Below are 24,312 nucleotides of genomic sequence, written 5' to 3' on the forward strand. Positions count from 1 at the left end.
GTCATTCGACATTCTGCACCTGTTCGCGCATCTGGTCGATGACCGCCTTGAGATCGAGCCCGATGGCCGTGAGCGCGGTGTTCTGCGCCTTGGAACACAGGGTATTGGCCTCGCGGTTGAATTCCTGAGACAGGAAATCGAGCTTGCGGCCGATGGGCGCGCTTTCGGCCAGAAGGGCGCGGGCGGCGGCGACATGGGCGCGAAGGCGGTCGATTTCCTCGGTCACGTCGGATTTGACGGCGATCAGGGCAAGTTCCTGCGCGATACGGCCCGCATCGGCGCCGTCGGCATTGTCCATGACGCGCGCAAGCTGGGTGCGCAGGATGCCGGCCATTTCGGCGCGGCGGGTTTCGGCGGCTTGTGCCGCCTGCTCCGTCAGGCTGGCGATCTGATCCAGCTGATCGGACAGGATGGTGGCCAGAGCGGCCCCTTCGGCGGCGCGCATGGCCAGGAAATCCGCAAGCGGCGCTTCGAAATCGGCGAGAATCGCGTCGCGCAGGGGGCCGGTTTCGGTCTCGGTGGTGGAGCTGTCGAGAACGCCGCGCATCGCCACCAGATCGGCGGGCGTGGACGGCGCGAGCGTCACGCCGGTTTCCTGAGCGCGCGCCTCGACCCGGGCCATGGCGGCAAGGATGTCGTCAAGCGCGGCCTCGTTCACCGCGAGACGCCCGGCGCGGTCCTCGGACTGGACCCGCAGGCCGAGGCTGATATTGCCACGCGCCAGACAGGACGACAGGCGCGCGCGCAGCGCGGGTTCCAGCCCCTCGATCCAGTCGGGAAGCCGCAGGCGCAGATCCAGCCCCTTGCCATTGACGGAGCGCAGCTCCCATGTCCAGGACTGGGGGCCGAACGCCCCCTTGCCCGAGGCGAAAGCGGTCATCGAATTCAGCACGTGATCCTCCGGACGGTGTGTGACCCGTCCTAGCCAGTCGGGCGCGGGCTGGCAAGCGGCGCGCTGGAGGTTAACCATTTGTGCGGAATTTTAAACAAAACTGACGGCAATTGTGCCAAATACCCCGAAAGCGGCGCCGGTCCGCGGGGTGCGGGCTGGCGGCAAGGCGGCGGGACGATCCCTGCGGCGGGACGATCAAGGTGACAGGACGATCAACATGGTGTTCAAAGGCCCCTTCGGGCGAGGAAATGTGCTGACGCTGGATGCCGCGGCAAAGCGGCGGACGGGTCTGCGCGCGCTGGATATCGAGGCGCTGCGCGCCTATTGGACGGCGCAGCGCGCGGGCGGAGATGTGCCACGTCGGGCCGATATCGACCCGCGCAAGATTGCGGAGCTGTTGCCGGATGTGTTTGTCGCCGAGCGGATCGCGCCGGGTCTGGCGCGCATGCGAGTGGCCGGGCTGCATCTCAGCGACCTGATGGGTATGGAAGTGCGCGGCATGCCGATCAGCGCGCTGATCGAGCCGGGAGATCGCGACCAGCTGGCCGATCTGCTGGTGGATCTGTTCGACCGGCCTGCGACGCTGGATCTGGATCTGGTATCGGTGGGCGGTCTGGGGCGTTCGCAGCTGCACGGGCGGCTGATCCTGTTGCCGTTGCGCAGCGATCTGGGCGATATCTCGAGAGCGTTGGGCTGTTTGGTGACGGATGATGCGCCGGGGCGCACGCCGCGGCGGTTCTTCATCAAATCCTGCAGGATACAGCCGATCGGCGAGATGCCCCTGCCTGCGACGCCGGCTGTCATGGCGCGGCAGACGGCGCGAGACGCAGAGCAGCAGACGGCACCAAAACTGGCACGGTCGGAGCGCCCATATCTGCGGCTGGTCAGACAGGATGGCGCGGTCTAGCGGGACGGCGCGTCACGCAGGCTCGCCGCCCAGGATCTCCCAGAAATCGGCGCGCAGATTGTGATGGGGAAACGGCTCGGACGGGGTGCCCACGCCCAGAAAATCGCATAGCGGCTGCCAGCCTTCGGCCACATCGAAGATCAAGAGCCGCTCGGGCGGCAGGGCGTTTTGCACTGCGTTGGTCTGACGGTGAAAGGCGGCGATGGCGGCGGCCTTGTCCTTGAGATCGCCACCGAACACCGGCTTCCCTACCATGTGATTCCAGATGCGCAGAATATCCTGAACATGCGGCGGCAGGGGCAGATCCTCGTGACGGCGCATCAGCTTGCCGATGGTGCGCTCGAAGCTGGACCACCAGCTGTCATCGGGGCGGATGGTGTGAATGACCTTGGCTTCGGGAAAGGCAAGCGCGGTGTCGCGCCAGACATGCGCGCCCGGCCAATCCACCTGTGAGCGATAGCCCGCGAAAACCGCGTGCCAGTCCACCTGCTCGCCAGCGGCGATGGCGCGCCAGAACGGCACCTGATCCGGATGTTCGACAATTTCGTGCATGTGGTGGCACGGGCCGAAGCCCAGACGTTCAAGAGCCGCCTTGAGCGATTTGGTGCCTGTCCGGCCAAAGCCGGATCCGATGACCTGCAATGCCATGGTCTTTCCCCCATCGACCAAATGGGATCAGCCTGCGCCCGCGGATCGTGGCTGTCTACACGTAACGGCGCATCGACATACAAGGCACGCGTGTGCGGTGGTCAAAAAACCCAGTAACGCCAGAGCGTTACGATGCGAACCTCATGCAACAAAGAGCAAGGCGAAAGGGGGTGGCCCCCCTTTCGCCACCGTCTTTGGGCCGTCAGACGGCCTTGGCTGCCGGGGCGCGGGCTTCGCGCATGGCGACGAGTTCCTCGGCCACGAGGAAGGCCAGTTCGAGCGATTGGCTGGCGTTGAGGCGCGGATCGCAAGCGGTGTGATAGCGGTCCGACAGGTTCTCGTCGCTGAGCGCCCGCATGCCGCCGGTGCATTCGGTCACGTCCTGTCCGGTCATCTCGAAATGCACACCGCCGGGGATGGTGCCCTCGGCGCGATGGACGGCGAAGAATTCCTGCACTTCGCGCAGCACGTTTTCGAAAGGCCGGGTCTTGTAGCCGGTGGCGGATTTGATCGTGTTGCCATGCATCGGATCGCAGACCCAGACCACGTTGGCGCCCTCTTCGCGCACGGTCTTGATGAGGCGCGGCAGGTGATCGCCCACCTTGCCCGCACCAAAGCGCGCGATCAGGGTGAGGCGACCGGCCTCGTTTTCGGGGTTGAGCGTGGCCATCAGGCGCTTGAGATCGTCCGATTCCATCGACGGGCCGCATTTCAGGCCGATCGGGTTGAGCACGCCGCGCGCGAATTCGACATGCGCACCATCGGGCTGGCGGGTGCGGTCGCCGATCCAGATCATGTGCCCCGAACCGGCAAGCCAGTTGCCGGAGGTGGAATCGAGCCGGGTCAGCGCCTCTTCGTATTCCAGCAACAACGCCTCGTGGCTGGTGTAGAATTCCACGGTGGCCAGCTCATGCTGGGTTTCGGCGGTCATGCCGGCGGCGGCCATGAAATCCAGCGTGTCCTGAATGCGGCTGGCCATCTCGCGGTATTTGGCGGCCTTGGCGTCGTCGGTGAAGCCAAGCGTCCAGGAATGCACGCGGTTCACATCGGCGAACCCGCCGGTGGAAAAGGCGCGCAGCAGGTTGAGCGTGGCTGCAGCCTGCGTGTAGGCCTGCAGCATGCGGGTGGGATCGGGGATGCGCGACTCGGGCGTGAAGGCCAGATCGTTGATGATATCGCCCCGGTAGCTGGGCAGCTCGACGCCGTTGAGCACCTCGGTGGGGGCGCTGCGGGGTTTGGCGAATTGGCCGGCCATGCGTCCGACCTTGACCACCGGCACCTTGGCGCCATAGGTCAGCACCATCGCCATCTGCAGCATCACCTTGAAGGTGTCGCGGATCGCGTCGGCGGAGAATTGATCGAACGCCTCGGCGCAATCGCCCCCCTGCAGCAAGAACGCCTCGCCGCGCGATGCGGCGCCGAGATGGCGCTTGAGCTTGCGGGCCTCACCGGCAAAAACCAGCGGCGGATATTGCGACAGGCGCGCCTCGACCTCGGCCAGGGCGGCGGCGTCGGTGTAGTCGGGCATCTGGACGCGCGGCTTGGCGCGCCAGTCTGATTTGTGCCAATCGGTCATGGATATTCTCCGCTTGCAGGCCGTTCAGGGCCTTCCTATACAAAACACCCCATCAGGATACCATATCCGATTTAGGCCCATTGACGCAAAAGACAGGCTGTGGCTTGTGTCCCGGGTCGGGAAAATGTCACACTCGGACCGTGTGCCGCTGGACCGCGCCGCACATTTTAGGATGACCAGGACGATGCAGCCCAATCCAAAGACCGTCCCTGTCGAAGCACCGAAGGCGCCGCGAAGGTTCGTCTTCGTTCTGCTCGACAATTTCACGCTGGTAAGCTTTTCGGCGGCGGTGGACAGTTTGCGGATCGCCAACCGGATGTCGGGGCTGACGCTTTACGAATGGAAGCTTGCGGGTGAGCCCGAGGATGGGCGGGTGTCCTGTTCGGCGGGGGCGGTGTTTCAGACGGATATGGGGCTTGATGAGCTCAACCGCGACGACACGCTGGTGATCTGCGGCGGTGCGGATGTGCAGCGCGCGACCACGAAGCGGCTGCTCAACTGGCTGCGCCGCGAGGCGCGACGGGGGCTGAAGATCGGCGGTCTGTGCACGGCGGCCTATGTGATGGCGCGCGCGGGTCTGCTGGATGGCAAGCGGGCCACCACCCATTGGGAGAACCACGACAGTTTCATCGAGGAGTTCGACGAGGTCGAGTTGACCAAATCGGTCTTCGTGGTCGATGGCGCGCGAATGACCACGGCGGGGGGCACCTCGTCGATCGACCTGTTTCTGAAGATCATCGCCGATGAGCATGGCGAGAAGCTGGCCAATGCGGTGGCGGATCAGTTGATCTATTCGTCAATCCGCACCGATCAGGACACCCAACGCCTGAGCGTGCCGACGCGGATCGGCGTGCGGCATCCCAAGCTGAGCCAGGTCATCCAGATGATGGAGGCCAATATCGAAGAGCCGATCAGCCCGTCGGTTCTGGCGCGCGATGTGGGCATGTCGACCCGGCAGCTGGAACGGCTGTTTCGGCGGTATCTCAACCGCAGTCCCAAGCGCTATTACATGGAATTGCGCCTGCAGAAGGCGCGCAACCTGTTGATGCAAACCGATATGACGGTCATCAACGTGGCGCTGGCCTGCGGGTTTGCCAGCCCCTCGCATTTCTCGAAATGCTACCGGGCGCATTACAACACAACGCCCTACCGCGAACGCGGCGCACAGGCGGCGCGGCTGTCGGTGTGATGCGCACCTAGCCGGGGGTCATGCGGTAAAGCGCGCCCTGCCCCACCGACAGGAACCAGATCGCGCCGTCCGGGCCTTCCCGAATGTCCCGCACCCGCAGCGTATCGGGACTTTCGAGACGCTCGACCTCTTGCAGGGGGTCGCCGGTGAGCCGCGAGATGTAGTCGAACTTGAGCGAGCCGACAAAGACATGCCCGCGCCATTCGGGCCAGAGCGCGCCGGAATAGATTATCATGCCGGAGGGCGCCATCGAGGGGTCCCAGTAGAAGGCCGGTTGCTCCATGCCGGGTTTCGAGGTGCCTTCGCCGATCTTGAAGCCGGAATAGTGACGCCCGTACGAGATCACCGGCCAGCCGTAATTGGCGCCGCGCCGCACCTTGTTGACCTCGTCGCCGCCGCGCGCGCCATGCTCGACCACCCACAGATCGCCCGAAAGATCGAGTGCCGCCCCTTGCGGGTTGCGGTGGCCATAGGACCAGATCTCGGGCTGAGCGCCGGAACGGTCGAGAAACGGGTTGCCAGGCGCTGGCGCGCCGTCGCGGGTGATCCGCAGAACCGAGCCGTTCTCGTTGGACAGGTCCTGCGCCGAGGGCCGGTCGCCGCGATCGCCGGTGGTGACGAACAGATGACCGTCCGGCGCCTCGACCAGCCGCGAGCCGAAATGCCGCCCGCCCGAGCTGCCGGGCTCCATCTGCCAGATGATCGTCCAATCGGTGAGGCGGCGGGCATCGGGCGAAAGCTGCGCGCGCGCAACAGCGGTGCCGGCATCGGAGCCTTGCGGTGACGAGAGGGTGAAGAACACCGTCCGGGAGCGCGAAAAATCGCGCGACACGAGGACATCGAGCAACCCGCCCTGCCCGACCGCCGCAATCGGACCAAGCCCCGTCACCTCGTGCCGGGTGCCGTCCTGCAGATGCCAGAGCCGCCCGTCGCGTTCGGTGACCAGCAACCCACCGTCCGGCAGAAATCCCACGGCCCAAGGCGCATCGAACCCATCGGCGATCCTGGTTAGGGTCAGCGGCCCTGCCGAGCTGTCGAGGGCGGCGGCAGGCGGCGAGATCAGGCAAAGACTGACCAACGCGGCGGCGATATGGCGTAACATCGAAACCTCCCTTGGCATCCGTCCCCGGTGCATTGAGCGGCGCAGCAGGAACCGAAAATTACTTTGGCCAATATGTTGGGGCACCGTATCGCGCGGTCAATGGCGTTGCGGCAATGTCGCCCGCCGGTTCCGCTTGATTTTCGCCTGCCGAAAGATAACGTCGGGCGTCAGGGGAAAATCAAACAGGGAGAACGACCATGAAGAAGTTGCTTATGGCCACGGCCGTCGCCGCACTGAGTGCGGGCGCCGCGAGCGCGGACGATCACGCCGTTAAACTTGGCATCATCCTCGGCTTCACCGGCCCGATCGAGTCGCTGACCCCGCATATGGCGGGCGGCGCGGAACTGGCCATGACCGAGGTCACGGACAGCGGCGCGCTTCTGGGTGGCAAGGCGGTGGAGCCTGTGCGCGCGGATTCCACCTGCACCGACGCAGGCGCGGCCAGCGCCGCCGCCGAACGCCTGATCACCTCGGAAGGGGTCAAGGGCATCATGGGCGCCGATTGCTCGGGCGTGACCGGCGCGATCCTGTCGAATGTGGCGGTGCCCAACGGCATGGTGATGATCTCGCCCTCGGCCACGTCGCCGGCGCTGACCACCGCCGATGACAATGGCCTGTTCTTCCGCACCGCGCCCTCGGATGCGCGGCAGGGCGAGGTTCTGGCCACTGTGCTGATGGAGCGCGGCATCGAAAGCGTCGCCGTGACCTATACCAACAACGACTATGGCAAGGGGCTGGCCGACAGCTTTGCCGCCGCGTTCGAGGCGGCGGGCGGCAGCGTGACCACCACGGCGGCACATGAGGACGGCAAGGCCGATTATTCGGCGGAAGTCGGGGCGCTGGCCTCGGCGGGTGGCGATGCGCTGGTCGTGGCGGGCTATGTCGATCAGGGCGGGCCGGGTGTGATCCGTGCCGCGCTGGATACCGGCGCGTTCGATCTTTTCGTGCTGCCCGACGGGATGATCGGCGCGGCGCTGGAAGAAACTTTCGGGTCGGACATCGACGGATCGGTCGGCACGGTGCCGGGCACCGAAAGCGAGGGGGCGGACACCATGCTGGAGATGGCCACGGCGGCGGGCATCGACGGCACCAGCCCCTATGTGGGCGAAAGCTATGACGCGGCGGCGCTCTTGATGCTGGCCATGCAGGCGGCGGGATCGGCGGAGCCGGGCGATTATTCGGCCAAGATCCTCGAGGTGGCCAACGCCCCCGGTGAGCAGATCTTCCCCGGCGAGCTGGGTCGCGCGCTCGAGATCCTGGCCGGTGGCGGGGATATCGACTATGTCGGTGCCACGGATGTGGAGCTGATCGGACCGGGCGAAAGTGCCGGATCCTATCGCGAGATCGTGATCGACGGCGGCAAGATCACCACGGCGGGCTATCGCTGAGCCCGGGTGACGAGACAAGAGCCCGGCCCGGGGGATCATCCCCCCGGGCCGGTGCATCACCGGCCGGGATCTTGTGCGGCGCGGATCGGGGGAAGAGAGCGGCGATGATTACTGTCGAGAACCTGCACAAGCATTTCGGCGGCTTTCACGCGGTGGATGGCGCGAGCCTGAGCGTGCGCGAAGGATCGATCACCGGGTTGATCGGCCCCAATGGCGCGGGCAAGACCACGCTGTTCAACGTTATTGCGGGTGTCCTGCCGCCGACATCGGGCCGGGTCACGATGCAGGGCGAGGATATCACCGGCCTGCCGCCCCATGCGCTGTTTCACAAGGGCTTGCTGCGCACCTTCCAGATCGCGCATGAGTTTGCCTCGATGACATGCCGGGAAAACCTGATGATGGTGCCCGGCGGACAATCGGGGGAGACGCTGTGGAACACGTGGTTCGGCCGCAAGCGCATCGCCGAGGAGGAACGCGCGCTGCGCGCGAAGGCCGATGAGGTGCTGGAGTTCCTGACCATCACCCATCTGGCCGACCAGCGCGCCGGAGAGATTTCCGGCGGGCAGAAAAAGCTGCTGGAACTGGGCCGGACGATGATGGTGGATGCGCGCATCGTCTTTCTGGACGAGGTGGGCGCGGGCGTGAACCGCACCCTGCTGAACACCATCGCCGAGGCGATCCTGAACCTCAATCGCGAGCGGGGCTATACGTTCGTGGTGATCGAGCATGACATGGATTTCATCGGCCGGATTTGCGATCCGGTGATCTGCATGGCCGAGGGGCGGGTTCTGGCTGAGGGCACGCTGGACGAGATCAAGGCCAATGAGCAGGTGATCGAGGCCTATCTGGGCACCGGGCTGAAGAACAAGGACATGGTGGGCACATGACGGGGGCTGGCCTTTGCATCCGGGACGGTGCGCGTGCTGCGGGCGCAAGACGTGGGGGCCCTGCCCCCACACCCCCGGGATATTTCCAGCCAGAAGAAACGGGGGCGTGCAGGCGCTTGGGTGGCGGTCATGGCTGAGCCTTTCCTGATCGGCGAGGCGATGACGGGCGGCTATGGCAAGACCGGGCCGGATATCCTGCATGGCTGCACGGTGGCGGTGGATCGCGGCGAGATCGCCGTGATCGTGGGCCCCAACGGTGCGGGCAAATCCACCGCGATGAAGGCGGTGTTCGGGATGCTGGATCTGCGGCAAGGCGCGGTCAGGCTGGATGGCGAGGACATCACGCGTCTGACGCCGCAAGAGCGCGTGCGACGCGGCATGGGCTTCGTGCCGCAGACCGGCAATATCTTCACCTCGATGAGCGTGGAGGAGAACCTTGAAATGGGGGCCTTTATCCGGGAGGACGACATTTCGGAGACGATGGGGCAGGTCTATGACCTGTTTCCGATCCTGCGCGACAAGCGCCATCAGGCGGCGGGCGAATTGAGCGGCGGGCAGCGCCAGCAAGTGGCCGTGGGGCGCGCGCTGATGACGAAACCCAAGGTGCTGATGCTCGATGAGCCGACCGCGGGGGTGAGCCCGATCGTCATGGACGAACTCTTCGACCGCATTCTCGAGATCGCGCGCACCGGGTTGCCGGTGCTGATGGTGGAGCAGAACGCGCGCCAGGCGCTGGAGATCGCCGACAAGGGCTATGTGCTTGTGCAGGGGCGCAATGCCCATACCGGCAGCGGCAAGGAGCTGTTGGCGGATGCGGATGTGCGGCGGAGTTTTCTGGGCGGATGAGCGGGATCTGGACATATCGGGCGGCGGCTCTTGCGTTGGTGCTTTTGGGAGGGGCTGCGGCCGAGGCGGGCGCCGGCCGTCTCACTTGTGTGGCCAGTATCCAGTGCCGGGGCGATGCGCAGCGCATGTGCGCGCCTTCGGGGCTGCGCATCGAGGCGGCGCGCCGCGGTGGCCGCGTCGATATGTGGATCGACGGGCAAGGGCCGTATGTGGCGCGGGTGAGCGGCGGCTTGGCGCCGCTTCGGCTGGAGGTGCCGCTTTTTGCGGGTCATGGCTTTAGCATGGGCCCGGATGGGCGCTTCGTCTGGCTGGGCAATCGCGGCAAGCGGTTTTCCGGCCAATGCGAGGGGGAGCTGTGATGGATGTCCTCAACGCGCTTGTGGCGCTGTCGAATTTCGTGCTGGTTCCGGCGCTGGCCTATGGCAGCCAGCTGGCGCTTGGCGCGCTTGGGGTGACGCTGATCTACGGGATCCTGCGGTTTTCGAATTTCGCCCATGGCGACACGATGGCCTTCGGCACGATGGTCACGATCCTTGTCACATGGGCCATGCAGGCGGCGGGCATCGGGCTTGGGCCTTTGCCCACGGCGCTGCTGGCGATGCCCTTCGGCATCCTGGGCTGCATGGCGCTGGTGCTGGTCACCGACCACGCGGTCTATCGGTTCTACCGGGTGCAAAAGGCCAAGCCCGTGATCCTTGTGATCGTGTCGATCGGGGTGATGTTCATTCTCAACGGGCTGGTGCGCTTCGTGATCGGGCCGGATGACCAGCGCTTTGCCGATGGCGAGCGGTTCATCATCTCGGCGCGGACCTTCAAGGAGATGACCGGGCTCGAGGAAGGTCTGGCGATCCGCACCACGCAAGGCATCACGGTGGTGACGGCGGTGATCGTGGTGGCGCTGCTCTTCTGGTTTCTCAACCGCACGCGCACCGGCAAATCCATGCGCGCCTATTCCGACAACGAGGATTTGGCGCTCTTGTCGGGGATCAACCCGGACCGGGTGGTGATGGTGACATGGCTGATCGTGGCCGCCCTCGCGACGGTGGCGGGGGTGCTTTACGGGCTGGACAAGAGCTTCAAGCCCTTCACCTATTTCCAGCTGCTGCTGCCGGTCTTCGCCAGCGCCATCGTGGGCGGCCTCGGCAATCCGCTGGGCGCCATTGCCGGAGGGTTCATCATCGCCTTCAGCGAGGTCACGATCACCTATGCGTGGAAAAAGGTGCTGGGCTATGTGATGCCCGAGGGGCTGGAGCCTGAGGGGCTGGTGCAGCTGCTGAGCACGGATTACAAATTCGCGGTCAGCTTCGTGATCCTGCTGATCGTGTTGCTGTTCCGGCCCACGGGGCTGTTCCGGGGGAAATCGGTATGAGCGAGAGGATGCGCAACACCACCCTTTTCGGGCTCGTGGCGGGGCTGATCCTGCTGACCGGCATCATGCAGAGCTGGAACAGCGCGCTGCTCATTGTCAACATGGGGCTGATTTCGGCGATCATGGCGCTTGGCGTGAACCTGCAATGGGGCTTCGCGGGGCTGTTCAATGTGGGCATCATGGGCTTTGTGGCCCTGGGCGGGCTGGCGGCGGTGCTGGTGTCGATGCCGCCCACGACCGAGGCCTGGGCGGCGGGCGGCGCGCGGGTGCTGGCGGGGCTGGCCACCGGCGCGGGCGTGCTGGTGGCGACGATACTCGTGCGGCGCAAGATGCGGCCCGGATCCTTGCGCGGTCTGGTGACGCTGGCCCTGCTGGTGGGCGGATTTTTCGTCTTTCGCGCGGTGTTCGATCCGGGCGTCGAGGCGGTGGAGGCGGTCAACCCGGCCGGCACGGGCTATCTGGGCGGGCTGGGCCTGCCGGTGCTGCTGGCCTGGCCGGTGGGTGGGCTGCTGGCGGCGGGGGCGGCATGGATCATCGGCAAGGCGGCTTTGGGTCTGCGCTCGGATTACCTGGCGATCGCGACGCTGGGGATCGCCGAGATCATCCTTGCGGTCCTGAAGAACGAGGATTGGCTGGCCCGGGGGGTCAAGAACGTGAACGGCCTGCCGCGCCCGGTCCCCTACGAGGTGGATCTGCAGAACGATCCGGGCTTCGTGGGGACGGTGCAGGGCTTTGGTTTCGATCCGGTGACGGCCTCGTCGATCACGGTCAAGCTGGGCTATGCGGGGCTGTTTGCCTGTGTCCTGCTGGTGATCCTTGTTGCGGCGCAACTGGCGCTCAACAGCCCCTGGGGGCGGATGATGCGCGCCATACGCGACAATGAGGTGGCGGCCGAGGCGATGGGCAAGGATGTCACGCGGCGCCATCTGCAGGTGTTCATCTTGGGGAGTGCGGTCTGCGGGATCGCGGGCGCGATGATGACGACGCTCGATGGGCAGCTCATCCCGACCTCGTACCAGCCGCTGCGCTTTACCTTCCTTGTCTGGGTGATGGTGATCGTCGGCGGATCGGGCAACAATTTCGGCGCGGTACTGGGCGGGTTCCTGATCTGGTTCCTGTGGGTGCAGGTCGAGCCGATGGGGCTGTGGCTGATGCAGGTGATCACGGCACCACTGGCCGAGGGCAGCGCGCTCAAGGCGCATCTGCTGGAGAGTGCCGCGCATATGCGGCTCTTGACGATGGGGGTGATCCTGCTGCTGGTGCTGCGGTTCAGTCCACGCGGGCTGATCCCCGGCAAATAAAGCGGGAGCGACAGGGGAAAAACTCCGGGGGCCCTGCCCCCGGACCCCCGGGATATTTGCGGCCAGAAGAAACGCGCGAGAAACGTGAGGGGCCGGCGCGCGGCGAGGATCAGGCGCGCTGATGGCCGATCCGGGCGATGCCGAGCACGTCGAGGACCCTGGCCTCGATATGGTCGGCGTCGAGACCGGCGGTGGCATACATGTCTTCGGGGCTGGCCTGATCGATGAAGGTATCGGGCAGCACCATGGAGCGGAATTTCAGCCCGTCATCGAACACGGCGTGATCGGCCAGAAGCTGCGCCACATGGCTGCCGAAGCCGCCGACGGCGCCTTCTTCGATGGTGATGAGCGCCTCGTGGCGGGCGGCGAGATCGAGGATCAGATCGCGGTCCAGAGGTTTGGCGAAGCGGGCATCGGCCACACTCGGGGTGATGCCGCGCGCGCGCAGGGCCTCGGAGGCTTTCATCACCTCGCCCAGCCGGGTGCCGAAGGACAAAAGCGCGACACGGCTGCCTTGCTGGATCATGCGGCCCTTGCCGATCTCGAGCGGCTCGCCGCGTTCGGGCATCTCGACGCCTTGCCCCTCACCGCGGGGATAGCGAAAGGCGATGGGGCCCTCATCATGCGCGACGGCGGTGGCGACCATATGCTTGAGTTCGGCCTCGTCGGCGGCGGCCATCACGGTGAAGCCCGGCAGATTGGCGAGATAGGCCACATCGAAGGCACCCGCATGGGTCGGACCATCCGCACCCACCAGCCCGGCGCGGTCGATGGCGAAGCGCACCGGCAGACGCTGGATCGCCACGTCATGCACCACCTGATCGTAGCCGCGCTGCAGGAATGTGGAATAGAGCGCACAGAAAGGTTTCATCCCGCCCGCGGCAAGCCCTGCGGCGAAGGTCACGGCATGCTGTTCGGCAATGCCCACATCGAAGCAGCGCGAGGGGTAGCGCTGCTCAAAGAGGTCCAGCCCGGTGCCTTCGGGCATGGCGGCGGTGATGGCGCAGATCCTGTCGTCTTGCGCCGCATGCTCGAGCAGCGCATCGGCGAAGACGCGGGTGTAGCTGGGCGCGTTGGAGGGCGCTTTTTTCTGCTCGCCGGTCACGAGGTCGAATTTCGCGGTCGCATGGCCGCCATCGCGGCGCGCCTCGGCGGGGCCATAGCCCTTGCCCTTGCGGGTGATGACATGGATGAGCGTGGGGCCGGTGGCCCGCGCGCGCACGGTGCGCAGCACCGGCAGCAACTGGTCCATGTCATGCCCGTCGATCGGGCCGATATAGCTGAAGCCAAGCTCTTCGAAGAGCGTACCGCCGACGGTCAGGCCCTTGAGCATGTCCTTGGCGCGGCGCGCGCCTTCCTGAAAGGGCGGCGGCAGGAGCGACACGGCACCTTTGGCCGCGGCCTTGAATTCCTGGAACGGCTCGCCCGCATAGAGCCGCGAGAGATAGGACGACAGCGCCCCCACGGGCGGCGCGATGGACATCTCGTTGTCGTTGAGAATGACGATCAGGCGCTGTTTCAGATGGCCTGCATGGTTCATCGCCTCGAAGGCCATGCCCGCCGACATCGCCCCGTCGCCGATCACCGCGATCGCATCGCCATGGCCCGTGTCGCAGGCGCCGCCCAGATCGCGCGCCACGGCAAAGCCGAGTGCGGCGCTGATCGAGGTGGAGCTATGGGCCGCGCCGAACGGATCATAGGGCGACTCGGAGCGTTTGGTGAAGCCCGACAGCCCGCCCTTCTGACGCAGGGTGCGGATGCGGTCGCGGCGCCCGGTGAGGATCTTGTGCGGATAGGATTGGTGGCTGACATCCCAGATGATCTTGTCGCGCGGCGCATCGAACACCGCATGCAGCGCCACCGTCAACTCCACCACGCCAAGCCCCGCACCCAGATGTCCGCCTGTCTCGGAGACGCAGGAGATCGTCTCGGCGCGCAGGTCATGGGCCAGCTCGACAAGCTGCGCATCGGAGAACCGCTTGATATCGGCGGGGCTTTGGACCAGGTCCAGGAGCGGGGTATCGGGACGGTTGGACATGGTGGCGTGCGCCCTCCTTGGGGCAAAACTCAGCTGTGACGCGAGATAACGAAGCGGGCGAGCGCCCGCAAGCTTTCGGCGTCATCGCCGTAACCAGATAGCGCATCACAGGCACGGTCAACCAGCGATGCGGCCCGCGCGCGCGCCTCATCGAGCCCCAGAAGCGACACGAAGGTGGCCTTGCCGGCGGCGGCGTCCTTGCCCACGGCCTTGCCGGCGGCGGCCGCATCCCCGATCACGTCGATCACATCGTCCTGGATCTGGAAGGCCAGACCGAGCGCTGCGGCATAGGCGGCTAGCGGTGCTGTGTCGGCCAGCGCCATGCGCGGCCCGGCACAGGCGGCCCATTCGATCAGGGCGCCGGTCTTGCCCGCCTGCAGATGGGTGATCTCATCCAGGGTCAGGGGGCGGTCGGCGGTTTCGGCGGCGATGTCGAGTGCCTGGCCCAGCACCATCCCCTGCCCGCCCGCCGCACGCGCAAGGCTGAGCGCCAGATCGGCGCGGGCCTGCGCCGTGGCGGCGCCGTCGGGATGGGCGGCCAGTTCGAAGGCGAGCGCCTGCAGCGCGTCGCCGGTCAGGACGGCGGTCGCCTCGTCCCAGCGGATATGCACGGTGGGCTGGCCCCGGCGCAGATCGTCATCGTCCATGCAGGGCAGATCGTCATGCACCAGCGAATAGGCATGCATGGCCTCGATCGCGCAGGCGGGCCAGAGCGCCCGCGCCTCGGGGATGTCATGCAGGCGCGCGCCATCCAGAACCAGCCGCGCGCGGATGCGTTTGCCGCCCGAGCAGGCATAGCGCATGGCCTGCGCCACGGCCCCGTCGCCGAAGGCGTCCAGCACCCGGTCAAGATGCTCCTGAACGCGCGCCGCCTGCCCGCTTTCACCCAAGCTCACCGGCGCACCGGCCCTGTCGCCGTGCTCCATCGGGTCACAGGCCTTCGACGGGCTGTGTTCCGGTGGGGGTGCCATCGCCATCGAGCGTGATGGCGGCCACCTTTTCCTCGGCTTCCTTGAGCTTGGTCTCGCAGCGTTTTTTGAGCTGCGCGCCGCGCTCGTAGAGTTTGATCGACGCGTCAAGCGCGACATCGCCGCGTTCCAGCTTGCCCACGACCTCTTCGAGCTCTTTCATGGCGTCTTCGAAAGACATCTCGGAAACGGGGGTGTCGGTCATGGGATATGTCCTGTGTGCTTGTCCTTTGTGCGCCCACCTTACCGATGGCGGCGGGCGGGTTCAATTCGGTTGACGCAGGCAAATGGCTGGGAAATGGTCAGCCCATGACCAAATCCCGTCAAAGTGATCGCATGCCGGATCTGGATGCCCTGGAAGAGATTGTCGGTCGCTTCGAAGCGGCCCGCTCGGCCGATCCGGGCCTTGCGGATGCCGAACTTGGCGATCTCATCCGTCTTGTGCCCGGCAAGCGCGCGGTGATCCGGGGAAGGATCGGCGGGCGGGCCTGTGTCTGGCGGATGTTCATGGACCCGCTGGACGATGTCTCGTCCCGCGAATGGGAGGAATTGCAGCGCATCTGGCCCGAGATGCAGGGCAAGCGGTTTCGCGTGGTCGAGCCGCTGCGTCACAATGCCGAGCATCGGTTGCTGGCGATCGAAGAGGTGGAGGGCACGCCCCTGCTGGAGCTGGTCCGCGCCTCGCCCGAGGCGGTGCGCGCGGATCTGGTGACACCGGCGGCGGACTGGCTGAGGCGCTATACCGAAAGCACCGAAAGCTGGGTGCCTGCAAAGCCGGTGGGATGGCTCAAGCGTGCAGAACGCGCGTCGGCGACGCAGCCATTCGCACGGTTGCACAAGCTCGAGACGCAGCTGATCGTACAGATGACCCGTCTGGCCGAGCGGATCGAGGGGCTGGAGTGGCGCGTCGCCATCAGCCATGGCGATTTTCATCCCAACAACCTGATCGTCGAAGGCCAGCGGATGACCGGCATCGACACCGGCGGATCGGGGCGGATGCCGATCTACAAGGATATCGCGCGCTTTGCCATGCATATGGGGCGGCGCGGCGTGATCCCGTCGGGGCGCCGCATGCTGGGGGTGGATGGCGCCCTACTGGATGCGTTCACCGACGCTTTCGCGATGACCGAAGCAGAACGCCGGTGCATCCTGCCCTTCATGCTGGGGGTCGATGCGCTGCTCAGGGTCGAGACGCGCGCGCTGTCGAAGTCGCGGATCCGGCGCGCGGGCGAGATGTACGAGGCGCTCATCGAAGATATGAGCAGGCTTTAGCGGCCCTTGAAAAGCCCGCCTAGTATCCCGCGCACGATCCGGCGGCCCGTGGTGCCCTTGAGCTCTTTCAGAACCGCGCCGGTCAGGGCCTCACCGAAGGCGCCAAGCCCCGAGTCGTCCTTGTCCCGTGCACTGGACCCGCTGACGCGTGAGCCGGAATACCGCCGCGCGGCGGTGAATTCGCGCGGCTCTTCCGCCTCGGGCGCAGGCGGGGCGTTTTCGGCCAATTCGGCTTCGGCTGCGGCTTTTGCCGCCTCTGCGGCGCGTTCGGCAAGGATCTCATGGGCCGATCTGCGATCAATCACCGTCTCGTATTTTCCGGCGAGCGGAGAGGTGGCGATCACACCGGCGCGCGTTATGGCATCCACCGGCCCCAGTTTCGACGAAGGCGGGCGGATCAGCGTGCGCTCCACCACGCCCGGCGCGCCCTTGGCCTCGAGCATCGAAGTCACCGCCTCGCCGGTGCCGACATCGCGGATCGCGTCGGCGGTGTCGAAACGCGGGTTCGGACGATAGGTTTCTGCCGCACGCATCAACGCCTTCTGGTCGCGGGCGGTAAAGGCGCGCAGCGCGTGCTGCACGCGGTTGCCGAGCTGGCCCAGGATATCCTCGGGAACGTCATCGGGGTTCTGGGTGATGAAATAGACCCCGACCCCCTTGGAGCGGATCAGGCGCGCGACCTGTTCGACCTTGTCCACCAGAGCGTCGGGCGCGTCGTCGAACAGAAGATGCGCCTCGTCGAAGAAGAACACCAGCTTGGGTTTGTCGGGATCGCCCACTTCGGGCAGGCTCTCGAAGAGTTCCGACAGAAGCCACAGAAGGAAGGTGGCATAAAGCCGGGGAGAGCCCATCAGCTTGTCGGCGGCAAGGATGTTGATCCGCCCGCGCCCATCCGGCGCGGTCTGCATCAGATCGGCAAGGTCGAGTGCCGGTTCGCCGAAAAACTGCGTGGCCCCCTGATTTTCAAGCACCAGAAGCTGGCGCTGGATCGCACCCACCGATTGCGGCGAGACATTGCCATATCGCAGCGACAGCGCATCGCGGTTTTCCCCGACCCAGACCAGAAGCGCCTGCAGATCCTTGAGATCCAAGAGCGGCATCCCCTCTTCATCCGAGACCCGGAAGGCGATGTTCATGATGCCTTCCTGCGCCTCGCTGAGGCCCATCAGGCGGCTGAGCAGAAGCGGACCCATCTCGGCCACGGTGGTGCGGACGGGATGGCCCTGCTCGCCGAAGAGATCCCAGAAGGTGACCGGGAAGGACTCGTAGCGGTAATCGGCAAAGCCGATCTGAGTGGCGCGTTTGGTGAAGGCCTCGTGCAGCTTGAACTCGACACTGCCCGAGGCGGCCAGCCCCGACAGATCGCCCTTCACATCCGACAGGAACACCGGCACGCCCGCCGACGAGAACCCTTCGGCGAGGATCTGCAGGGTGACCGTCTTGCCGGTGCCGGTGGCCCCCGCGATCAGCCCATGCCGGTTGGCGTATTTCAGTGACAGGCCCTGAGCGGTACCGTAATCGGCCCCACCGCCCCCGATGAAGATATGTTTGTCCATGTCACTCGCCCTCGTCCGGTTTTTCACGCTTCGAACATACTTACTTAACGTTTGACCGCCAGTATGAATCTTGCCCCGAATCTCATGTCCTCCTGGTTCGGGGTGACTTCCTCCCTGTCAGACTGGCCGCGTCTTCGGACGTGGCCTTTTTTTGCGCATATGGTTCTCTTTCGACTGTTGACGGATTGCGATAACTGTCCTAGCGTTCGCTCAATTACTAAGTCGGCCAGTCCGGCAGGGAGACTAAAGGAAAGAGGCCGCAAGGTCTCTTTTCTGTTTTTCGCGGCATGCGGCGGCGACGGAACAGCCCGGCGCCATCGCCCGGGACGATCATCCGGCACGGGCGCGCGAGCGGCGGTTTGTCGCCGTGATGAAGGGCGCGGAATGGGATTTGATCCTGACACCTCGGCAGCGCCATGTTAGAGCGCATGAAATGTAACTTAGTCAGATGAACGGGGACGCAATGCCCAGACTTCTTCACCTTCTTCCCTTGGTCGCCCTTCTGGGCATGAGCACCTCGCTTGCAGCGCAGGACACCGCGACGGGCGACAGCGCCACGGACCCGGCCCAGACCACGCAGCCCGCGCCCGAGACCGCACAGGACCAATCCGCAGCCGAGCCGGAAACCCCCGGTGACGAGGCAAAGCCTGATGAGGAACTGGATCTGGGCCGTCCCGCGCGGGAGAATCCGAACTACATCAAGGATCAGTATGGCGACTGGCAATTGCGCTGCTTCCGCAGCGGCGGCGAGGAAGACCCCTGCCAGATGTACCAGCTGCTGACCGAAGACGCCGGCAACCCGGTTGCGGAATTCAGCCTGTTCCGTCTGCCCGAGGGCGCGCAGGCCGTGGCGGGTGCCACGATCATCGTGCCGCTCGGCACGCTTTTGTCAGAAGAGCTGAAGCTGTCGGTCGATGGCGGCCGCGCCAAGACCTATGCGTTCTCCTTCTGCACGATGGTGGGCTGTTATGCCCGCATCGGCTTCACGCAGGCGGATATCGATGCGTTCAAGGCGGGTGCCATGGCCAATCTGCAGATCGTCCCGGCGCAGGCGCCCGATCAGGTGGTGGACATCAAGGCCTCGCTTTCAGGCTTCACCGCCGCCTATGACAATGTGACCATCGTCGACAACTGACGCCACGGATGGTCCGAAGATTCAGGGCGCAGCGCTTCAAGCGTTGCGCCTTTTTCTTTGTTTAACAGCGTGTTGCAGACGAAAGCTCAGGTGAAACGCTTGAGGGCCAGAACCGCATTCAGCCCGCCGAAGGCAAAGGCATTCGAAAGCGCCACGCTGACATCGGCCTCGCGTGCTTCGTTTGGCACGACATCGAGCGCGCATTCGGGATCGGGTTCCTCATAGCCGATGGTCGGCGCGATCACCCCATCGCGGACCGCCAGAATGCAGGCCAAAAGCTCGACCGCGCCGGTGCCGCCGATCAGATGGCCGTGCATCGACTTGGTCGAGGAAATCATCAGCCGGTCGGCATGGGCACCAAACACATCGGCCACAGCCGCGCTTTCGGTCTTGTCATTGGCCGCCGTTCCGGTGCCATGCGCGTTGATATAGCCCACTTCCGAGGCGTTGAGCCGCGCATCGGCCAGCGCGCCCTTGATCGCGCGGGCCGCCCCCTGCTTGGAGGGCATCACGATATCGGCGGCATCCGAAGACATCGCGTAGCCCGCCACTTCGGCAAGGATCTCGGCGCCGCGGGCACGGGCATGCTCGTATTCCTCGAAGACGAAGATACCTGCGCCTTCGCCCTGCACCATGCCGTTGCGATTGGCCGAGAACGGACGGCACCCATCCTTGGACATCACGCGCAGACCTTCCCAAGCCTTGACGCCACCGAAGCACAGCATGGATTCCGACCCGCCCGTGACCATCACCGGGGTCATCCCGCCATGCACCATCTGAAACGCCTGTGCCATCGCGTGATTGGACGAGGCGCAGGCGGTCGAGACGGTAAAGCTCGGCCCCTTGAGATTGAACTCCATCGACACATGGCTGGCGGCGGCATTGTTCATCAGCTTGGGCACAACGAAAGGATGCACCCGGTTCTTGCCATCCTCGTAGACCGAGCGGTAATTCTCGTCGAGCGTGGTCATCCCGCCGCCGGAATTGCCCAGCACGACCCCGGCCCTTGCGGCGAGCTCGCCGGAAAACTCGAGCCCGGATTGGGCAATCGCCTCGCGGGCGGCGATCAGCGTGAATTGGGTGAACCGGTCGTAGAGCGACAATTGCTGGCGATTGAAGCGGGTTTCCGGCTCGTAGCCGCGCACCTGACCGCCGATGCGGATGGCCAGCCGGTCGACATCGCGAAACTGCAGATCGCCGATCCCGCAGCGCCCTTCGCGCATCGCCTCGAGCGTGTCGGGCACGTTGTGACCAAGCGCGTTGATCGTGCCCGCGCCCGTTATGACGACACGTTTCACGACTGCTCTTTCACAAGCGCCTCGATGCCGTCGATGATACTGGCCACCGAGGAGATGTCGAACTCGCTCTCTTCGGGTGCGTTTGCGTTGAACGGCACCGAGATGTCGAATTCTTCCTCGATCGCGAAAATGCTTTCGACCAGCCCGAGGCTGTCGATGCCCAGATCCTCCAGCGTGCTTTCGGGTGACACATCCGAAGGATCGAGTACGGCTTGCTGCGCGATGATGTCGATCACGCGGTCCTTGATGCTGCTCATTGTGGTCACCTTCCTGAAGTCATCCCCAGAATCACCGTGGATTTAGTCACTCTGCCTCAGGTTTGAAACAGTTTTCTTGAGATCCGCGACATCCTGGAAAAGCCGTTTGAGGCGGCGCAATCCCTTGTAGACCTCCATCTGGCTGTCCATCTTCATCGCCGGATATCCCAGCATCACCCGACCGGCCGGGATATTCGACAAGGCCTTGGTCGCACCGCCGCAGATGACATTGTTGCCGACGAACAGATTGTCGCCGATTCCGGTTTGACCGGCCATCACCACATTATCCCCGATCACTACCGATCCGCCGATGCCGACCTGACCACAAAGCAGCGTGTCGCGGCCAATGATGACGTTGTGTCCGATCTGCACAAGGTTGTCGATCTTGGTCCCGTTGCCGATCTGGGTGTCGCGGATGGTGCCCCGGTCGATGCAGGTATGCGAGCCGATTTCGACATCATCGCCGATGGTGACGCCGCCCAGACTGTGGATACGGGCATAGGACTGGCTTTTGACCTCGCCCTGATCGCCAAGCGTGGCGCGGGCGCGTTCCACTCCGGATTGCTCTGGCGTGACAAAGGAAAATCCGTCGCTGCCGATGACCGCGTTGGGCTGCGCGATGAAGCGGTCACCGATGCGCACGCGCGGCCCGATCCGCACCCCCTCGCGCAAGAAACCGCCCTGCCCGATCACGCTGTCCGCGCCGATGAAACATTGCGGGCCGATCACCGTGCCTGCACCGATCCGGGCGCGCGCCCCGATCACGCACAAAGGCCCGACGCTGACGCCCTCCGCCAGCTCGGCCCGAGGATCGATCACCGCCGAGGGATGAATGCCGCTGTCCCAGCCCTGCCCCGGGTCCATCAACGCCGACAGCCCCGCCAGAGCGAAACGCGGGCGCGGTGCGATGATCGCCGCCTCAAGCCCGAGCGCGGCCCAGTCGGCCCCCTGCCACAGCATCGCTGCGCGCGCGCGCCCCTGTCCGATCTTCTCGGCATATTCGGGCTTCATCGCCAGCGCGAGATCGCGCGGCCCGGCATCTGACGGCTCTGCGACGGCGTCGATTTCCAAATGGGTCGCTCCCAGGGCGCTGGCCCCGAGAGAGTCGGCAATCTGCTGGACGGTATAGGCCATGACACTCCCCTCGATACGGAGTGTGGTTTACCCCTGAACCGCGCGTAGAGAAACCCCCGCCTTGTCGAGCGCATCCCAGATCCGTCCATCACGCCCATAGACGTCGCGACGATACTGCACCGGGCCTTTCGCCTGCGTGAAGGCGGTGCGGTAAATGATGTGCACCGGCACGACCTCCTCGAGGTTCACCCGCGTTTCGCGGCCAGTATCGAGAATCGAATGGAAGGCCCGCTTGGGGTCGGTCTCTTGCTTGGACAAAAGCTCATAGGCCAGCTCGAACGGCTTTTGCACGCGCACGCAGCCGTGGCTATAGGCCCGCACTTCGCGTCCGAACAGGTCCTTGGCCGGCGTGTCATGCAGATAGATGTTGTACTTGTTGGGAAACATGAACTTGACCAGCCCCAGAGCGTTGCTCTGCGAGGGCGGCTGCTTGATCGAGAACGGGAAATTCGAGGCATTGTAGGCCGCGAAATTCACCGCGCCACGGCTGACCTGCTGGCCGCGGCTGTTGTACAGCCTGAGGTGGCTGACCGCGTTGGGGTTGCGCTTCATCTTGGGCAGGTATTCCCCGACCGCGATCGAGCGCGGCACATGCCATGTCGGGTTGATGACCATATGGTCCATCTCGTCGGAAAACTCGGGGCTGCGCCGGTCGCCGGTATTCTTGCCGATGACCACCCGGGTTTCGAAACTCACCGCGCCATCGTCGATGATGCGGGCATGAAAATCGGTCAGGTTCACAAGGATATGGCGCTCGCCCAAGGGCATGTTGATCCAGCGTTCGCGCTCCATCGCGACAATCAGCGATTTGAGACGCTCCTGCACAGGCACGTTGATCTCGGCCAAAGTGCCCGGCCCGGCCACGCCGTCGGGTGTCAGCCCATGCGCCAGCTGGAAGCGCTGCACCGCATGCAGCATGTTCTCGTCATAGACCTGTGTTGCCGAGCGATCGAGAAACCCCATCGCCACGAGCCGGTCGCGCAGCGCCGTGACCGCAGCCCCCGATTGGCCGGGCTTCACCGCCTCGGCGGGAACGGCCGGCCCCCATCCGCCCCTGTCGGCCAGCCGCTCGAGACGCAGCTTTTCCTTCATCAGACGGGCATATTCGTTGGATTGCGGCGGCAGAGCACGGAAGAAAGCCTGCGGGCTGGATTGCACGAAATTGGTCAGATAGGACAGCCGCTCGCGATAGGGCACTTGCCGCTTGATGTCGTCGTCCACCTGTCCCGGCACCAGAACGCCGGTCTGCATGTCGCGCGAAAGCCGCAGGAACACCTGACTGAGCGCCACCTCCGCCTTGCCCAGATCGCGAGCGCTGCGGGCGGATTTCAGCTTGGCCATAAGCCCCTCGGCGTCATAGCGTGCCGCCGGAAGCCCGTGGTCCTCGGCGCTGCGGATCGCATCGAAAAGCGCCACGCGCCGGGCCTTGTCGGCCGCGCTGTCGCCGATCCAGATGCCGGTGAATTCATTGTCCTGGTAGAACGCCGCCAGATCGCGGTCCTTGGCGGCTGCTTCGGCAACCGCCTGTTTGAAGGCGGTGACCTGCGCCTGCGCGCCCGTGCCCAGCAGAAGCTGGCCCAGAAAGATCAGTGAACTCAGCAGAACCGCCCTTGGCAGGACAGTGGCAATCATCGGCATCGCGTTCCCTCGGCTCATTCGGTCTGTAAACACATGCTTGAGTGTGCCAGCACTCGCCTGTCGCTTGTCCATAAAATTCTGTGTGATCCTCCAAGACGGCCCGAGGCCTGAGGCGAAAACGCATCGTCTTAAGTGTAAAACGGTGACACTGGTTCCAGTTTGCGCAAAAAACTGCCGAAAAACCTTGATCGTTTCAATTTGCATCAAAACAGGCTTGGTCCGTGATTCTTTTTATGCGATATGTTTCACGCACTTGGGGAACAGACACCGAGTTCGCTGGATAGCGGACCGAACGAGCAAGATACGGGACAGGCGCTAAGCATATGACGGACTACAGCTCTTCGGGCATCACGCGTCGCGCGTTGCTGGGTGCTTTTGCAGCCAGCGCGGTTGCGGCGGCACCGACCTACTCGAACGCCGCTGGCTTCCTTCGCGGAGCAGGCGACATCAGGCGGTTGCGGATGACATCTCCGCGCACGGGCGAAAGCATCGACACGATCTACTGGATCGAAGGCGACTATATCCGCGACGCGGTTCGCGAGATTTCGCTCTTCATGCGCGACTGGCGCACGAATGACGTTCACAACATCGACCTGCGCACGATCGACATCATGGCGGCGGCGCATAATCTCATGGATGTGAACGAGCCCTACATGCTCTTGTCGGGCTATCGCAGCCCCAAGACCAACGCGATGCTGCGCAGCCGCTCGAGCGGTGTGGCGCGCAACTCCCTGCATCTGCAGGGCGAAGCGGCGGATCTTCGGCTCAATTCCCGCTCTGTCGGGCAGATGTTCCGCGCGGCCTCGGCCTGCAGGGGCGGTGGCGTCGGCAAATATTCCGGGTCCAACTTCGTGCATATGGATTGCGGTCCCGTGCGCACCTGGGGCGGCTGAGCACGGTCTCTCCCGCAC

The 24,312-nt window shown here is 64.8% G+C and carries 23 protein-coding genes; 11 read left to right on the plus strand and 12 right to left on the minus strand.

Annotation, left to right across the window (positions count from 1 at the left end):
- Nucleotide 1: 1 nt before the first annotated feature.
- Nucleotides 2-880 carry a YicC/YloC family endoribonuclease gene (locus F3H35_RS11670; protein ID WP_149779851.1) on the minus strand — a complete coding sequence of 293 codons (879 nt, stop codon included), beginning with the start codon at nucleotides 878-880 and terminating at the stop codon, nucleotides 2-4.
- A gap of 229 nt (nucleotides 881-1,109) precedes the next feature.
- Between F3H35_RS11670 and F3H35_RS11675 the strand changes: the two genes are divergently transcribed.
- The gene (locus F3H35_RS11675) at nucleotides 1,110-1,799 is read left to right on the plus strand and encodes a PAS domain-containing protein (protein ID WP_149779758.1); all 690 of its coding nucleotides are present in this window, start codon (nucleotides 1,110-1,112) and stop codon (nucleotides 1,797-1,799) included.
- A 12-nt stretch (nucleotides 1,800-1,811) separates the two neighbouring features.
- On the opposite strand, the gene F3H35_RS11680 is transcribed toward F3H35_RS11675, so the two are convergent.
- The gene (locus F3H35_RS11680; protein ID WP_149779759.1) at nucleotides 1,812-2,447 is read right to left on the minus strand and encodes a sulfotransferase family protein; all 636 of its coding nucleotides are present in this window, start codon (nucleotides 2,445-2,447) and stop codon (nucleotides 1,812-1,814) included.
- Nucleotides 2,448-2,649: 202 nt separating this feature from the next.
- On the minus strand, nucleotides 2,650-4,023 hold the full coding sequence (locus F3H35_RS11685; protein WP_149779760.1) for a class II 3-deoxy-7-phosphoheptulonate synthase: 1,374 nt from the start codon (nucleotides 4,021-4,023) through the stop codon (nucleotides 2,650-2,652).
- A gap of 184 nt (nucleotides 4,024-4,207) precedes the next feature.
- Between F3H35_RS11685 and F3H35_RS11690 the strand changes: the two genes are divergently transcribed.
- Nucleotides 4,208-5,212, plus strand: coding sequence for a GlxA family transcriptional regulator (locus F3H35_RS11690; RefSeq protein ID WP_149779761.1), 1,005 nt, complete (start codon nucleotides 4,208-4,210; stop codon nucleotides 5,210-5,212).
- Nucleotides 5,213-5,219: 7 nt separating this feature from the next.
- Here F3H35_RS11690 and F3H35_RS11695 read toward each other — a convergent pair whose 3' ends face one another.
- Nucleotides 5,220-6,314, minus strand: coding sequence for a PQQ-dependent sugar dehydrogenase (locus tag F3H35_RS11695; protein WP_149779762.1), 1,095 nt, complete (start codon nucleotides 6,312-6,314; stop codon nucleotides 5,220-5,222).
- 197 nt (nucleotides 6,315-6,511) lie between these two features.
- Here F3H35_RS11695 and F3H35_RS11700 point away from each other — a divergent pair, with 197 nt between their 5' ends.
- The 6 genes from F3H35_RS11700 to F3H35_RS11725 all read left to right on the plus strand — a co-directional run bounded on the left by F3H35_RS11700 (nucleotide 6,512) and on the right by F3H35_RS11725 (nucleotide 12,105).
- On the plus strand, nucleotides 6,512-7,702 hold the full coding sequence (locus tag F3H35_RS11700) for an ABC transporter substrate-binding protein (RefSeq protein WP_149779763.1): 1,191 nt from the start codon (nucleotides 6,512-6,514) through the stop codon (nucleotides 7,700-7,702).
- A 104-nt stretch (nucleotides 7,703-7,806) separates the two neighbouring features.
- Nucleotides 7,807-8,589 (plus strand): ABC transporter ATP-binding protein, encoded by a 783-nt coding sequence (locus F3H35_RS11705; protein ID WP_149779764.1) that lies wholly within the window; start codon nucleotides 7,807-7,809, stop codon nucleotides 8,587-8,589.
- 129 nt (nucleotides 8,590-8,718) lie between these two features.
- Nucleotides 8,719-9,435 carry an ABC transporter ATP-binding protein gene (locus tag F3H35_RS11710; protein WP_149779765.1) on the plus strand — a complete coding sequence of 239 codons (717 nt, stop codon included), beginning with the start codon at nucleotides 8,719-8,721 and terminating at the stop codon, nucleotides 9,433-9,435.
- On the plus strand, nucleotides 9,432-9,794 hold the full coding sequence (locus tag F3H35_RS11715) for a hypothetical protein (RefSeq protein WP_149779766.1): 363 nt from the start codon (nucleotides 9,432-9,434) through the stop codon (nucleotides 9,792-9,794). The genes F3H35_RS11710 and F3H35_RS11715 overlap by 4 nt, the downstream gene beginning before the upstream one ends.
- Complete coding sequence (locus F3H35_RS11720) at nucleotides 9,794-10,804, plus strand: branched-chain amino acid ABC transporter permease (protein ID WP_149779767.1); 1,011 nt, start codon at nucleotides 9,794-9,796, stop codon at nucleotides 10,802-10,804. The genes F3H35_RS11715 and F3H35_RS11720 overlap by 1 nt, the downstream gene beginning before the upstream one ends.
- Complete coding sequence (locus F3H35_RS11725) at nucleotides 10,801-12,105, plus strand: branched-chain amino acid ABC transporter permease (RefSeq protein WP_149779768.1); 1,305 nt, start codon at nucleotides 10,801-10,803, stop codon at nucleotides 12,103-12,105. Before F3H35_RS11720 ends, F3H35_RS11725 begins: the two co-directional genes overlap by 4 nt.
- A gap of 109 nt (nucleotides 12,106-12,214) precedes the next feature.
- On the opposite strand, the gene dxs is transcribed toward F3H35_RS11725, so the two are convergent.
- The 3 genes from dxs to F3H35_RS11740 are packed head-to-tail and all read right to left on the minus strand — an operon-like array spanning nucleotide 12,215 to nucleotide 15,316.
- Nucleotides 12,215-14,143: a 1-deoxy-D-xylulose-5-phosphate synthase gene (dxs, locus tag F3H35_RS11730; RefSeq protein ID WP_149779769.1), complete on the minus strand. Its 1,929-nt coding sequence runs from the start codon at nucleotides 14,141-14,143 to the stop codon at nucleotides 12,215-12,217.
- Between the two features lie 29 nt (nucleotides 14,144-14,172).
- On the minus strand, nucleotides 14,173-15,069 hold the full coding sequence (locus F3H35_RS11735; protein WP_149779770.1) for a polyprenyl synthetase family protein: 897 nt from the start codon (nucleotides 15,067-15,069) through the stop codon (nucleotides 14,173-14,175).
- Between the two features lie 4 nt (nucleotides 15,070-15,073).
- Nucleotides 15,074-15,316 carry an exodeoxyribonuclease VII small subunit gene (locus F3H35_RS11740; protein ID WP_007816170.1) on the minus strand — a complete coding sequence of 81 codons (243 nt, stop codon included), beginning with the start codon at nucleotides 15,314-15,316 and terminating at the stop codon, nucleotides 15,074-15,076.
- A gap of 104 nt (nucleotides 15,317-15,420) precedes the next feature.
- On the opposite strand from F3H35_RS11740, the gene F3H35_RS11745 reads away from it, so the two are divergent.
- On the plus strand, nucleotides 15,421-16,383 hold the full coding sequence (locus F3H35_RS11745) for a phosphotransferase (protein WP_223228392.1): 963 nt from the start codon (nucleotides 15,421-15,423) through the stop codon (nucleotides 16,381-16,383).
- Here the strand turns inward: F3H35_RS11745 and F3H35_RS11750 are convergent.
- Nucleotides 16,380-17,939 (minus strand): helicase HerA-like domain-containing protein, encoded by a 1,560-nt coding sequence (locus tag F3H35_RS11750; RefSeq protein ID WP_149779772.1) that lies wholly within the window; start codon nucleotides 17,937-17,939, stop codon nucleotides 16,380-16,382. The genes F3H35_RS11745 and F3H35_RS11750 overlap by 4 nt on opposite strands.
- 463 nt (nucleotides 17,940-18,402) lie before the next feature.
- Between F3H35_RS11750 and F3H35_RS11755 the strand changes: the two genes are divergently transcribed.
- Nucleotides 18,403-19,074 carry an invasion associated locus B family protein gene (locus F3H35_RS11755; RefSeq protein WP_223228393.1) on the plus strand — a complete coding sequence of 224 codons (672 nt, stop codon included), beginning with the start codon at nucleotides 18,403-18,405 and terminating at the stop codon, nucleotides 19,072-19,074.
- Between the two features lie 86 nt (nucleotides 19,075-19,160).
- Here F3H35_RS11755 and F3H35_RS11760 read toward each other — a convergent pair whose 3' ends face one another.
- From F3H35_RS11760 to F3H35_RS11775, 4 genes are read right to left on the minus strand one after another with little or no spacing between them, the layout of a single operon-like run.
- On the minus strand, nucleotides 19,161-20,372 hold the full coding sequence (locus F3H35_RS11760) for a beta-ketoacyl-[acyl-carrier-protein] synthase family protein (protein ID WP_149779774.1): 1,212 nt from the start codon (nucleotides 20,370-20,372) through the stop codon (nucleotides 19,161-19,163).
- The gene (locus F3H35_RS11765; protein WP_149779775.1) at nucleotides 20,369-20,629 is read right to left on the minus strand and encodes an acyl carrier protein; all 261 of its coding nucleotides are present in this window, start codon (nucleotides 20,627-20,629) and stop codon (nucleotides 20,369-20,371) included. The genes F3H35_RS11760 and F3H35_RS11765 overlap by 4 nt, the downstream gene beginning before the upstream one ends.
- A gap of 42 nt (nucleotides 20,630-20,671) precedes the next feature.
- On the minus strand, nucleotides 20,672-21,763 hold the full coding sequence (gene lpxD, locus F3H35_RS11770; RefSeq protein ID WP_149779776.1) for a UDP-3-O-(3-hydroxymyristoyl)glucosamine N-acyltransferase: 1,092 nt from the start codon (nucleotides 21,761-21,763) through the stop codon (nucleotides 20,672-20,674).
- A 27-nt stretch (nucleotides 21,764-21,790) separates the two neighbouring features.
- Nucleotides 21,791-23,419 (minus strand): L,D-transpeptidase family protein, encoded by a 1,629-nt coding sequence (locus F3H35_RS11775; protein ID WP_223228394.1) that lies wholly within the window; start codon nucleotides 23,417-23,419, stop codon nucleotides 21,791-21,793.
- A gap of 305 nt (nucleotides 23,420-23,724) precedes the next feature.
- Between F3H35_RS11775 and F3H35_RS11780 the strand changes: the two genes are divergently transcribed.
- A complete protein-coding gene (locus F3H35_RS11780) occupies nucleotides 23,725-24,294 on the plus strand; it encodes a YcbK family protein (protein ID WP_149779777.1) in 570 nt (189 codons plus the stop codon).
- Nucleotides 24,295-24,312 lie beyond the last annotated feature (18 nt).

Source organism: Roseovarius litoreus, assembly GCF_900142765.1.
Taxonomy (GTDB): Bacteria; Pseudomonadota; Alphaproteobacteria; order Rhodobacterales; family Rhodobacteraceae; genus Roseovarius; species Roseovarius litoreus.